This window comes from Nocardioides aromaticivorans (genome assembly GCF_013408525.1).
In the GTDB taxonomy this organism is placed as follows: Bacteria; Actinomycetota; Actinomycetes; order Propionibacteriales; family Nocardioidaceae; genus Nocardioides; species Nocardioides aromaticivorans.
This window is the reverse complement of the sequence record NZ_JACBZM010000001.1, coordinates 1,981,596-1,993,896: the sequence shown is the minus strand read 5'-3', so window position 1 is coordinate 1,993,896 and position 12,301 is coordinate 1,981,596. Positions and strand designations below refer to the sequence as shown.

Annotated in this window: 13 protein-coding genes; 6 read left to right on the top strand and 7 right to left on the bottom strand. The window is 70.9% G+C overall.

Annotation, left to right across the window (positions count from 1 at the left end):
- From BJ993_RS09370 to BJ993_RS09355, 4 genes are read right to left on the bottom strand one after another with little or no spacing between them, the layout of a single operon-like run.
- The gene (locus BJ993_RS09370) at positions 1-1,098 is read right to left on the bottom strand and encodes an ABC transporter ATP-binding protein (protein WP_179648551.1); all 1,098 of its coding nucleotides are present in this window, start codon (positions 1,096-1,098) and stop codon (positions 1-3) included.
- A gap of 9 nt (positions 1,099-1,107) precedes the next feature.
- Positions 1,108-1,959, bottom strand: a complete 852-nt coding sequence (locus tag BJ993_RS09365) for a sugar ABC transporter permease (protein WP_218864657.1) — start codon at positions 1,957-1,959, stop codon at positions 1,108-1,110.
- A complete protein-coding gene (locus BJ993_RS09360) occupies positions 1,956-2,969 on the bottom strand; it encodes a carbohydrate ABC transporter permease (RefSeq protein ID WP_218864656.1) in 1,014 nt (337 codons plus the stop codon). Before BJ993_RS09360 ends, BJ993_RS09365 begins: the two co-directional genes overlap by 4 nt.
- A complete protein-coding gene (locus tag BJ993_RS09355) occupies positions 2,966-4,261 on the bottom strand; it encodes an extracellular solute-binding protein (RefSeq protein ID WP_179648550.1) in 1,296 nt (431 codons plus the stop codon). The genes BJ993_RS09360 and BJ993_RS09355 overlap by 4 nt, the downstream gene beginning before the upstream one ends.
- A gap of 128 nt (positions 4,262-4,389) precedes the next feature.
- On the opposite strand from BJ993_RS09355, the gene BJ993_RS09350 reads away from it, so the two are divergent.
- A complete protein-coding gene (locus tag BJ993_RS09350; protein ID WP_179648549.1) occupies positions 4,390-5,412 on the top strand; it encodes a LacI family DNA-binding transcriptional regulator in 1,023 nt (340 codons plus the stop codon).
- Between the two features lie 14 nt (positions 5,413-5,426).
- Here BJ993_RS09350 and BJ993_RS09345 read toward each other — a convergent pair whose 3' ends face one another.
- Positions 5,427-6,008 carry a M15 family metallopeptidase gene (locus tag BJ993_RS09345; protein ID WP_179648548.1) on the bottom strand — a complete coding sequence of 194 codons (582 nt, stop codon included), beginning with the start codon at positions 6,006-6,008 and terminating at the stop codon, positions 5,427-5,429.
- 88 nt (positions 6,009-6,096) lie between these two features.
- On the opposite strand from BJ993_RS09345, the gene BJ993_RS09340 reads away from it, so the two are divergent.
- Together BJ993_RS09340 and BJ993_RS09335 are read left to right on the top strand one after the other, a co-directional pair.
- Entirely contained in the window at positions 6,097-6,783 is a 687-nt protein-coding gene (locus BJ993_RS09340; protein WP_179648547.1) for a response regulator transcription factor, read from the top strand.
- Complete coding sequence (locus tag BJ993_RS09335; RefSeq protein ID WP_308645529.1) at positions 6,780-7,871, top strand: sensor histidine kinase; 1,092 nt, start codon at positions 6,780-6,782, stop codon at positions 7,869-7,871. Before BJ993_RS09340 ends, BJ993_RS09335 begins: the two co-directional genes overlap by 4 nt.
- A 22-nt stretch (positions 7,872-7,893) precedes the next feature.
- On the opposite strand, the gene BJ993_RS09330 is transcribed toward BJ993_RS09335, so the two are convergent.
- A complete protein-coding gene (locus BJ993_RS09330) occupies positions 7,894-9,363 on the bottom strand; it encodes an MFS transporter (RefSeq protein ID WP_179648546.1) in 1,470 nt (489 codons plus the stop codon).
- 97 nt (positions 9,364-9,460) lie between these two features.
- On the opposite strand from BJ993_RS09330, the gene BJ993_RS09325 reads away from it, so the two are divergent.
- A complete protein-coding gene (locus BJ993_RS09325) occupies positions 9,461-10,090 on the top strand; it encodes a TetR/AcrR family transcriptional regulator (protein ID WP_179648545.1) in 630 nt (209 codons plus the stop codon).
- A gap of 77 nt (positions 10,091-10,167) precedes the next feature.
- Positions 10,168-11,025: an alpha/beta fold hydrolase gene (locus tag BJ993_RS09320; protein ID WP_179648544.1), complete on the top strand. Its 858-nt coding sequence runs from the start codon at positions 10,168-10,170 to the stop codon at positions 11,023-11,025.
- A gap of 13 nt (positions 11,026-11,038) precedes the next feature.
- Here BJ993_RS09320 and BJ993_RS09315 read toward each other — a convergent pair whose 3' ends face one another.
- Positions 11,039-11,542 (bottom strand): cytochrome C5, encoded by a 504-nt coding sequence (locus BJ993_RS09315; RefSeq protein WP_179648543.1) that lies wholly within the window; start codon positions 11,540-11,542, stop codon positions 11,039-11,041.
- A 158-nt stretch (positions 11,543-11,700) separates the two neighbouring features.
- Here BJ993_RS09315 and BJ993_RS09310 point away from each other — a divergent pair, with 158 nt between their 5' ends.
- Entirely contained in the window at positions 11,701-12,291 is a 591-nt protein-coding gene (locus tag BJ993_RS09310) for a hypothetical protein (RefSeq protein WP_036543999.1), read from the top strand.
- The last annotated feature ends 10 nt before the right edge of the window (positions 12,292-12,301 follow it).

The following is a 12,301-nucleotide window of genomic DNA, read 5'->3' as shown; positions in this document are numbered from 1 at the left end:
TCAGGCCCGGGCGAGCGCCTCGCCCGTCTCCGGCGAGAAGGCGTGCAGCCGGTCGGGGAGGATCCGGAAGTGCACCCGGCTGCCCTTCTCGGGGACGCTGCGTGGGGCGACCTTCGCGACCAGCTGGGGGTCGCGCAGGGTGGCGCCCTCCAGCGTCCCGTAGAGAAAGGCCTCGGAGCCGAGCTCCTCGGCGACCAGGACCTCGACCGCGAAGGCGTCGGCAGCGTCGGACGAGGTGAGCTCGAGCGCCTCCGGCCGGAAGCCGAGGACGACCTCGTCGGAGGTGAGCGCGGACCGCGTCTCGCGGGACAGCGGCACCCGTGCCTCACCGACCACGGCGCTCTCGCCCTCCACCCGGAAGGTCCCCAGGTTCATGGCCGGCGAGCCGATGAAGCCGGCGACGAAGGCGTTGGCCGGCCGGTCGTACAGGTCCAGCGGCGCGGCAACCTGCTGCAGGACGCCGTCCTTCAGCACCGCGACCCGGTCGCCCATCGTCATCGCCTCGACCTGGTCGTGCGTGACGTAGACGGTCGTGATGCCGAGGCGGCGCTGGAGTGCCGCGATCTGGGTCCGCGTGGAGACGCGCAGTTTCGCGTCGAGGTTGGACAGCGGCTCGTCCATGAGGAAGACCTGCGGCTCCCGGACGATCGCGCGTCCCATCGCGACCCGCTGGCGCTGGCCGCCGGAGAGGGCCTTGGGCTTGCGGTCGAGATAGGGCTCGAGGTCGAGGACCCTTGCGGCGTCGGCGACACGGCTGGCGATCTCGGACTTCGCGACGCCGGCGATCTTGAGGGCGAAGCCCATGTTCTCGCCGACGGTGAGGTGGGGGTAGAGGGCGTAGCTCTGGAAGACCATGGCGATGTCGCGGTCCTTGGGCCGCAGGTGGGTGACATCGCGGTCGCCGATCCGGATCGATCCGGAGGTCACGTCCTCCAGACCGGCGAGCATGCGCAGGCTCGTGGACTTGCCGCAGCCCGAGGGGCCGACCAGCACGAGGAACTCGCCGGGCCGGACCTCGAGGTCCAGGCTGTCGACGGCGGGCGTTTCCGCGCCGGGGTAGACCCGGGTGGCGGAGTCGAAGACGACGGGGGTGGACATCAGGGGCTCCTAACCCTTGGTGCCACCGGCGGTGAGACCGGCGACGAGGTGTTTCTGAGCGAAGTAGAAGACGAGGGACGCCGGCAGCATGATCAGCACCGCGCCCGCGGTGAGCAGGTCCCACTGCGGGTTGAACTGCGGCACGAACTGCTGGAGCCCGGCGCCCAGGGTCAGCTTCTTGTCACTGAGGATGAACGCGATCGCGTAGGCGACCTCGCCCCACGCCGTCAGGAACGTGTAGAAGGCCGTCACCGCCAGACCGGGCCTGGCCAGTGGCAGGATCACGAACCAGAACGTCTTGAAAGGGCCGAGCCCGTCGATCGCGGCCGCCTCGTCCAGGTCGCGCGGGATCGTGTCGAAGTAGCCCCGCAGCATCCATGTGCAGAAGGGGACCGCGACGGTGCAGTAGGCGATGACCAGCGAGGCCTTGGTGTCGATCAGGTTCAGCGACGCCATGATCGTGTAGATCGGCACGATCAGGATGGCGACCGGGAACATCTGGGTGATCAGGAAGACCCACATCAGGCTCCGCTTGCCGGGGAAGTTGAACCGGCTCAGCGCATAGCCGGCGGTCGCCGACATCGCCATCCCGACGAGCATCGTGAACGCCGCGACGATGACCGAGTTGAGGAACCAGGTGGGGAAGTTCGTGTCGAAGAGCACCCGGTGGTAGTTGTCGAGCGTCGGGTGGTCGAACAGCGCCACCTCGCTCGACTGGATGGCGCTCTTCGGCTTGAGCGAGGCCAGGAGGACCCATACCACCGGGAAGAGGGCGATCGTGACGGCCATGAGCAGGGTGCCGTGCAGCGCGATCGACGCGCCGACGCTGCGCTCCTCGCGGCCACGGGGACGACGGGTCACCAGACTTCTCCTCTGCTCCGGAGGACTCGGCGGTACATGGCGGCGTACACGACGAGCAAGGACAGGATGAGCACGCCGTACGTCGCCGCGAGCGAGTAGTTGCGCAGGCCTTCGAAGGCCGCGCGGAAGGCGCCGGTCACGAGGATCTCGGTTTCCCCTGCGGGTTCGCCGCCGGTGACGAAGTAGATGATCGGGAACATGTTGAAGGTCCAGATGGTGCCGAGCAGGATCACCGTCGAACTCACCGGCCGCAGGCCCGGAAGGGTGACATTGCGGAACCGCTGCCACGGCGAGGCGCCGTCCATCTCAGCGGCCTCGTAGAGGTCGGAGGGGATCGCCTGCAGGCCGCCGAGGATGGCGACCATCATGAACGGGACGCCGAGCCACACGTTGGTGACGATCGCGGCGAACATCGCGGTCCACCGGTGGTTGAACCAGTCCACCGGGTCCATGCCGAGGTCGACCAGCACGGAGTTGATCAGGCCGAACCGCGGGTTGAACAGGAACTTCCATGCGAACGCGCTCACGAACGCCGGGACGGCCCAGGGCACGATGAGGAGCACGCGGTAGAGACTTCGCCCCCGGAATCTTCGGTTGAGCAGCACGGCCAGCCCCAGGCCGATCGTGTAGTGGAAGAACACGCAGGCCGTCGTCCAGACGATCGTGTTGGTGAAGAGCAGCCAGAACTTGCCGCGCTCGCCGGTGATCAGGTCGACGTAGTTGTCGAGGCCGACGAACTGGGCGCGGTCAGGGTTGTCGACGCAGTCCTCGCCGCCGCCGAGGGTCTTGGTGCAGATGACGTCGCGGTTGTTCGTCTCGTTGAGGTCGGTGAACGACTGGAAGATGCCTTGGAACAGGGGATAGAGGACGAGCACCCCGAGCACGAGGACGGTCGGCAGCACCATGGCCCACGCGTACCAGTGCCGGTCGAGGAGCCGCCGGACCCGGCCCCGGGCGGCGGGGGCGGGGCCCGGCTCGTGGCCGGGCCCCGCGGAGATCGCCGTGGTCACGGCAGGTCGTAGTCCGGGACGACGTCGGACTTGAACTTGTCGGCCGTCTGGTCCAGCACCTTCGAGACGTCCTCGTCCTTCACCAGGACCCGCGTGGCCATCTCGTCGAGCGGCGCGAAGAACAGGCCACCCTCCGGGATCCACGGCCGCGCGACGGAGACGTCGAGGGCGGCCTTCCAGGCGCTGACGCGCTCGTTGTCCTTCACGAGGTCGTAGGCGCCCTCGTTGGTCGGCAGGAGACCGAGCTCGTCGGCCAGGTAGGCCTCCGACTCCGCCGAGGTCATGAACTGGATGAACGCGGTGGCCGCGTCGGCCTTCGCCTCGTCCATGCCGGAGTAGACGACGTAGTTGTGGCCGCCGACCGGGGCGCCCGCACCCGCGGAGCCGCCGGGGACCGGGGCGATGCCCAGGTTGTCGAAGCCGCCGAACTTCGGGTCGTTGGAGATGTTGGCGACCTCCCACGGCCCGTTGATGATCATGCCGACCTTGCCCTCCTTGAAGAGGGTCATCATCGTCCCGTAGGAGTCGTTGGCGTCCGGCTTCGGCGCGGCGCCCGACGTCACCAGGTCCTGGGCTACCTTGATGCCGGCCTTGTTCTCGTCCGAGGCGACCTCGATGGTCTTCGACTCGGTGTCGACGAGGTCACCGCCCTCGCCGTACATGAACGGCAGCAGGAAGTAACCGGCGCTGTTGACGTAGATGCCGTCGACGCCTGCCTTGTCCTTCAACAGCGCGGCGTCCTCCTTCACCTCCTCCCAGGTGGTGGGGGCCTTCTCGATGCCGGCCTTGGCGAAGAGCTCCTTGTTGTACATCAGGCCGAGGGTGTCGGTGACCTGCGGGACGCCGTAGGTCTTGCCGTCGTACACGTTGGACGAGAGCGGGGTCTCGAGGAAGTCGCCATCCTCCAGCAGCGGCGTGCCGTCGAGCGCGTAGAGGTGACCGGCGGCCGCGAACTCCGGCACCCAGGCGACCTCCGCGCGCAGGATGTCGGGTGCGCCCTGGCCGGCCTCGGCGGCGGTCTTGAACTTGTTCTGCGCCTCGCCGAAGGGCACCGACTGGTAGTTGATCTTGACCTTCGGGTACTCCGCGTTGAACTTCTTGATCAGCTCCTTGAACGCAGGCGCCTCGTTCGTGGGGTCCGAGGTGTCCCACCAGGTGAGCTCGGCCGACAGCGAGGCCGGGTCGACCTCGTTCGGGGACTTCTTGTCGTCACTCTCGCTGTCTCCGCCGCCGCAGGCGGACAGGACGAGGGCGAGGGCAGCGATGCCGGCAACGGGCAGCGTGCGACGCATGGTGGCTCCTTGGGTGAGCACGGATCGGAAGTGAGCGCCGTCGTGTGACGGCAGTCACGGACGGTAGCAACGATTTGCAGGATCTGGAAGACCTTGCGGAGTTGTTGCAAGGGGTGTTGGATGACGCCATGGGGACACTGACGGACATCGCTGGCGAGGCCGGCGTCAGCGAGGCGACGGTCAGTAGGGTCCTCAACGACAAGCCCGGGGTCAGCGAGGGCGCCCGCCAGGCGGTCCTGGTCGCCCTCGACGTCCTCGGCTTCGAGCGGCCCGCGAAGCTGCGTCGGCGCAGCGGCGGGCTCGTCGGCCTCGTCGTGCCGGAGTTGGACAACCCGATCTTCCCGGCCTTCGCGCAGGTCATCGAGGACGCGCTCGCCCGGCGCCGCTACACGCCGGTGCTGTGCACCCAGTCGCCTGGCGGCATCTCCGAGGACGAGTACGTCGAGTCGCTGCTGGACCACGGCGTCGCCGGGATCATCTTCGTGTCGGGCAGGCATGCCGACACCTCGGCCGACCACGAGCGCTACCGGTCCCTCGTCGAGCGCGGCATGCCCGTGGCGTTCATCAACGGCTACGCCGAGGACGTCGACGCACCCTTCCTGTCGACCGACGACGCCGCCGCGATGGAGCTGGCCGTCGCCCATCTCGTGCAGCTGGGGCACCGCCGGATCGGCCTGGCCACCGGGCCCGCGCGCTTCGTGCCCTCCCGCCGAAAGCGCGCCGGCTTCGCTCGCGCGCTGCAGCGCCTGCTGGATCTCTCCGACGACGAGGCCGTGTCCTGGGTCGAGGAGGGGCTGTTCACGGTCGAGGGCGGAGCGGCCGCGGCACGCAGTCTCGTCGAACGTGGAGCCACCGGCATCGTGTGTGCCTCGGACCTGATGGCCATGGGCGCGGTCCGCGGCGTCCGCGACCTCGGCCTGGCGGTGCCCGACGACGTGTCCGTGGTGGGCTTCGACGACTCGATCCTGATCGGCTTCCTGGACCCGCCGCTCACGACGGTGCGCCAGCCGGTGCAGCCGATGTGCGCGGCCGCGGTGGCCGCCGTCGCCGACGCCATTGCCGGCGAGCCCATCCCGCCGAAGGAGTACATGTTCAAGCCCGAGCTGGTGGTCCGGCGGTCGACCGGGCCCGGCCCCGGCTCCGCAACATGAGCAGGTAGCGCGGACTACTGCGCCAGCCGCGGGTCCTGGGTCGGGTCGTCGTACGGCGCGGGGCACCGGCCGCCGACCGCCTCGCGGCGCAGCTCGAAGTGCCACGGCTCGTTGGCGTAGGTCCGGCACAGCCCGTACGACGCCCCGTGCTCCGCGAGCCAGTCGGTGGCCGCGTGCGGTCCGACGTCGACCGCGTTGCCGGAGACGTGGGGGGAGGTCTGCGGCGTGGCGACCCACCGGGCCGCGGCCTCCTCCGAGCCGTACTCCGCGACGGCGTCGTCCAGCAGGTCCTGCTGGTACGACGCAGAGCGCCACCCGCTGTTGACGACGATCGTGATGCCGTCCTCCGCGGCGTCGCGGGCCGCGTCCCGCAGCGCGGCCAGCAGCTCGTGCTCGAGGCGGACGACGCCGGGCTGGTCGTCGTCGAAGACGGTGGTCCCCTCGGGCAGCCGGCCGTCGGCGCTGCCGGAGGCGCCGAGCCCGCCGGGGAGCAGGGCCAGGGCCGAGGAGCCGGCGCTCGAGGTGGCCAGCGCCGGGCCCCACACCACGGCGGCGAAGCCCAGGACGGCGAGGACGAGGAAGCGGAGTCGGATCATGCACCGCAGTCAATGCACGCGCGCGTTGCCGGCCCGTATGGGAATTTCGATATGCCGGCGATATGCCCGGTTCGCCTAGGGTCGGGCTGTGCGCGTGCTGATCGTCGAGGACGAGGTGCTCATGGCCGAGGCCATCCGCGACGGCCTGCGCCTGGAGGCGATCGCCGCCGACATCGCCGGCGACGGGGACACCGCGCTGGAGCTGATCGACGTCAACGAGTACGACATCGCGGTCCTCGACCGGGACATCCCCGGGCCGTCCGGCGACGAGGTGGCGCAGCGGATCGTCGCGTCCTGCAGCGGCATGCCGATCCTGATGCTGACCGCCGCGGACCGGCTTGACGACAAGGCGTCCGGCTTCGAGCTCGGCGCCGACGACTACCTGACCAAGCCCTTCGAGCTGCGCGAGCTGGTGCTCCGGCTCCGGGCCCTCGACCGCCGCCGGGCCCACCACCGGCCGCCGGTGTGGGAGGTGGCGGGGTTGCGACTGGACCCGTTCCGGCGCGAGGTCTACCGCGACGGGCGCTATGTCGCGCTCACCCGCAAGCAGTTCGCCGTGCTCGAGGTGCTGGTCGCCGCCCAGGGCGGGGTCGTGAGCGCCGAGGAGCTTCTCGAGCGGGCGTGGGACGAGAACGCCGACCCGTTCACCAACGCCGTACGGATCACCGTGTCGGCGCTGCGCAAGCGGCTCGGGGAGCCGTGGCTGATCGCGACGGTGCCGGGTGTCGGCTACCGGATCGGGTCCGGTGCCGCCGCTGAGGAGGAGTCCCCGTGAGGGACGAGCGGATCGCCCGCGGCCGGGGCCTCAGCGTCCGGCTGCGGCTGACCCTGAGCTACGCCGGCTTCCTGATGGTGGCCGGTGTCCTGCTGCTCGCGGTGGTGTGGGTGTATCTGCTGCGCTACGTCCCGGACGGGCCGTTCATCGAGCCGACCTTCTCGCCGAGCCGCACCGACCTGCAGCGGGCGTTCCTGCCCAAGGCCGCGATGGCGATGGGCGCGCTGCTGGTCTTCGGGCTCGTCGGCGGATGGATGCTCGCCGGCTGGATGCTCGCCCCGCTGACCCGGATCACGGATGCCGCCCGGCTCGCCGCCGACGGCTCGCTGTCCCACCGGATCCGGCTGCGCGGGCGCCGCGACGAGTTCAGCGAGCTCGCCGACACCTTCGACGCGATGCTCGCCCGGATCGAGGCCCAGGTCGAGGAGCAGAAGCGCTTCGCCGCCAACGCCTCCCACGAGCTGCGCACCCCGCTCGCGATCACGCAGACCCTGCTGGAGGTCGCCCGCAACGACCGGTCGGGGGACCACGAGGTGCTTGTCGACCGGTTGCACAGCGTCAATGCGCGCGCCATCGACCTGACCGAGGCGCTGCTGCTGCTCAGCCGCGCCGACCAGCGCTCCTTCGTGCGGCGCGAGGTCGACCTGTCCCTGGCCGCCGAGGAGGTCGCCGAGACCCTGCTCCCCCTCGCCGAGAAGTACGACGTCACCCTCGAGACCGCCGGGGACCTCGCCCCCGCCCTCGGCTCACCGGCACTGCTCGTGCAGCTCGTCACCAACCTCGTGCACAACGCGATCGTCCACAACCTCCCCGCGCAGGGGACCGTCCGGGTCACGACGGGCCACCGGCAGGGGCGCGCCGTCCTCGTCGTCGAGAACACCGGGCCGTCCCTCAACCCGCAACTGGTCGCGACCCTGGCCGAGCCCTTCCAGCGCGGCACCGAGCGGATCCGCAACGACCACGACGGCGTGGGTCTCGGCCTCGCGATCGTGAAGAGCATCGCCCGCGCCCATGACGGCCAGCTGCTGCTGGAGCCGCGCGAGGGCGGCGGGCTGCGGGTGACGGTGGTGCTGCCCGCGGGCCCATGACGGGAGACCGGGAGGGTCAGGGTCAGGCAGCAGCGACCTCGTGGGGCTCCGCGTTGCGGAAGCCGAGGGCGGCGAGCAGCGCGGCGAGCGCGAACGCTCCGGCCCCGAGCGCGAAGGCCGCGGTGTAGGCGCCCTCGGTGGGCAGCGACACCGGGCCGATCGGGGTCGCGACGGTCTCGGCGGATGCGGCGAGGATCGTGATCACGATGGCGCTGCCGATCGCGCCGCCGACGGTGCGCATGATGCTGTTGACCGAGTTGGCGATGCCCGTGTCGTGCGGGGCGACGTACCGGACCAGCAGGGCGGGCATGGCGGCATAGGCGACGGCGATCGCGGCGTTGCCGGCGACGAGCGCGCCGATGAACTCGGCGCTGTGGTCGTGGAAGAGCGCGAGCGAGGCCATGCTGGCCACGCCGAGGACGGTGGCCGAGAGCAGGACCGGGCGGGCGCCGTACCTGCCGACGAGGTGGCCGGAGATCGGGCCGAGCGGGATGGCGAGCAGGGTGCCGGGGAGCATGAACTCGATGCTGGTGCGCAGCACGCTCGCGTCGAAGCCGTAGCCGGCGAGGGCCGCGGGCGCCTGGACGAAGTACGTCGCGCCGAGGAACACCGAGAACATGCCGTAGCCGACGAACAGCGAGGCCAGGTTGGTCGCCAGCACCGGACGGTGGCTGAGCAGGGAGAGCGCGATCAGCGGCTGCTCGGTGCGCGACTGCAGGACACCGAAGGCGAGGAGTACGACGACCGCGAGGCCGAACAGCGCGAGGGTGGTCGGAGCGGTCCAGCCCCACTCGTGGCCCTGGGAGACCGGCAGGAGAAGGGCGACCAGGCCGGCGCCGAGCACGAGCGCGCCGAGGTAGTCGACGCGGCCGCCGCGGCCCGCCCGCCGGGGCAGGGCGATCGCGGACAGCACGAGCATCAGCGCCGACGCGGCGACGGTCAGCCAGAAGATGCGGTGGTAGTCGCCGCCGTTGTTGGTGAGCACGCCGGTGGCGACCAGCGCGAACCCGGAGCCGAAGCCGAGGGCGGTCGCCGCGATCGACATGCCATGGTGCAGGCGCGCGAGCGGCAGCTCCTGGCGCAGCACCGAGATGGCGAGCGGGAACAGGCCGAAGGACGCCCCCTGCAGCACGCGCCCGGCGAGCAGGACGGCGATCGAGTCGCCGACCGCGGCGAGCACCGACCCGACCAGCGTCAGCGCCAGCACCACGAGGATGACGCGACGGTTGCCGAAGACGTCGCCGAGGCGGCCGAACAGCGGAGTGACGGCGGACGCCGTGAGCATCGTCGCCGTGGCGACCCAGCCGACCGTGGTCGCCGAGACGCTCAGCTGCTGGCCGATGAGCGGCAGCGCGGGCACGACGACCGTCTGGATGAGGGAGAGAAGGAAGACGTTGGCCGCCATGGCGGGCAGGACGAGCCGGGAGTACGTCGCGGGGCCGGAGGCCGAGGGCGCCTCGACGGACGTCGCGGGGTCGAGCGTGGAAGTCATGGGATCGAGAGTGACAGAGAATTGACACAGTGTCGAGAATGAATGACGTGTCGTCAATCACCTTCGACCCGGCGTCAGCGCCCGGTACGCTCGCACCATGGCAGCGCAGTCCACGACCACCGAGGTACGCCGGCGCGGGGGGCCCACCAAGGGCGACCAGCGTGAGGCGCAGATCCTCGAGGCGACGCGCACCCTGCTGGCCGAGCGCACGATCGACGAGCTGACGATCAACGCCATCGCCGAGGCAGCGGGCGTCTCGCGCACGGCCTTCTACTTCTACTTCCCGACCAAGCAGGCCGTGGTGGCCGCGCTCCTCGACGGGCTGTGGGACCAGTTCGGCAGCACGCACGGCTGGATGGACACCGACGGGATCGACCGCGACGCGCTGCTGGAGCACCACCGTCTCGTTGCCGCGGTCTGGCGTGAGCACGCCGCGATCCTGACCTGCACGACCGGGGGGAACTCCGTCGACTTCGAGCCGCTGGTGGCCTGGGTCGACCGCGCGCACCAGCGCCTGATCGACGCCCTGGCGGGCAAGATCGCCCGCGACCAGGCGGCCGGGATCGCGCCGGCCGGCGTGGATCCCGTCGTCCTGGCCGAGGCCGTCTCGGCCCTGCGCGACGCACGCTTCCCCGAGATCGCGAAGCTCCGCGGGGCCGCGTTCGAGCGGGCGCTCGCCGACCTGACGTCGGTGGTGCTCAGGGTCGTCTACGGCCGGATCGGCTGAGCGGCCGCTCGACGCCCGCCCTTGACAGGCGAGCGGACCGCAGCGGTTGACTCCGTCGTACGCGACGAGGAGGCGGCATGACGATCGACGAGTGGTGGGAGTCCGGCGAGCGGGTCGCCCTGTCCTTCGGCGGCGCGGAGCGCTCCGTCTTCGTCCAGCGCCTCGGCGGCGGCGATCCGATGACGCTGGTGCACGGGTTCCCGAGCTCGTCGCACGACTGGGCGCTCGTCGTACCCGCGCTGGCGGAGGGGCACGCCCTGCTGCTCCCGGACCTCCTCGGCTTCGGTGCCTCCGACAAGCCGGCCGACCACACGTACTCGATCCACGAGCAGGCCGACCTCGTCGAGGCGCTGTGGGCCGCGGAGGGAATCACCCGCACCCGGCTGGTCGCGCACGACTACGGCGTCTCCGTGGCGCAGGAGCTGCTCGCCCGCCGCGCCGACGGCGCGCTCGGGGTCGACCTGGTCAGGGTCGACTTCCTCAACGGCGGCCTCTACCCCGACATCCACCGGCCCGAGCCCGTGCAGACCGCGCTGCTCGACCCGGTCCAGGGCCCCCAGATCAGCGCGATCATCGACGAGGAGCTGATCACCGGCGCTCTCGCCCCGACCTTCGCCACCGAGGCCGACCTCGCCGCCCACGCCGGGGACATCTGGCGCTCGCTCGAGAGGTACGACGGCCACCGCAACGCGCACCTGTTGATCCGCTACATCAGCGACCGCCAGCAGCACGCGGAGCGCTGGACCTCGGTGCTCGAGCGCACCGACGTACCGCTGCGCTTCGTGTGGGGGATGCTCGACCCGATCTCCGGCGCGCACATGGCCGAGCGGATCAGGGAACGGCTGCCCGACGCGCCACTCCTCGCGCTGGAGGATGTCGCGCACTGGCCGCCGCTGGAGGCGCCGGACCGGGTGGCCGCGGCGCTGCTGGCCTGAGCAGCGGTCGGGCTCAGGGCTCCTGGCCGAGGTGGTCGAGCAGGTCGTCGAGACCGTCGAAGGCGACCGGCTCGACACCCTCGATCTCGACGTCCATGTCCTCGAACGCGAGGGCGGCGTCGAGCTGGACCCGGATCACGCCGTCGGGGAACTGCAGCGGCGCGACGAAGGACAGCAGCACGGCGTCGACGAAGACCACCGTGGACGTCAGCGCCAGGTCGTCGCGCAGGGCCGTCGGCTGGGCGACCGGCTGGTCGCCGACGGCGTCCTCGACCTCCGCCACGACGTCGGTGAGCACCTGCGACCACTGCTCCGGCGTGATGGCGAGGAAGGCCGCGACCCGCTCGACCAGCTCGTCGACCGCCACGTCGTCGCGGTCCTCGACCTCCGGGTCGACGTTGACCATCACGTCGGTCCCGGCGGCCGGCAGGTGGGCCAGGCCGTAGACGAACGAGTCCTCCGCCGCCGGGTCGCGGAGCACGGGGGAGAGGGCGTCCGCCAGGAGCTGGATGTCCATGCTCCGAGGCTACCCATTCTGATCATGGCGCGGCCCGGCCGATCGTCGTACCTTGCAAAGTGGGCCCGGCCGGGGCCCACGGAGCCCACTCCCGTTCGGCCTCGACCGGTGTCCCCGCACACCCACCGAGACAGCGAGATCGACCGAGGAGGCCCTTGATGTTCATCCAGATGATCCAGGCACCCTGCACCCGCCAGGACGACGCGCACGAGCTGATCGACGAGTGGCGCCGCGACCTGTCGCCGGGCGCGACGGGCTGGCTGGGCGGGACCTACGGCTTCACCGACGACGGCCAGCTGATGGCCGTGGTGCGGTTCGCGTCGCGCGAGGAGGCGATGGCCAACTCCGAGCGGCCGGAGCAGGGCGCCTGGGCGGAGCGCTTCGCGGCGGTCATGGACGGCCCGATGGAGTTCCACGACTGCGACGACGTGACCCTGCTGATGGGCGGCGGCTCCGACGAGGCCGGCTTCGTGCAGATCATCCGCGGCCGCGTGGACGACCCGTCTCGGCTGAAGGCGATGATGGCCGACAGCGAGACCCTCCACGAGATGCGGCCCGACATCCTCGGCGCCACGCTGGCGATCGAGGACGACGGCAGCTTCGTGGAGACCGTCGCGTTCACGACCGAGGAGGCGGCCCGGGCCGGCGAGCAGGTCGAGCCGCCCGCCGACGTACGCGCCGAGCTGGAGTACGCGATGCAGGGCGCGACCTTCCACGACCTGCACCACCCCTGGTTCCACAGCGCCTGAGGACGGCCGT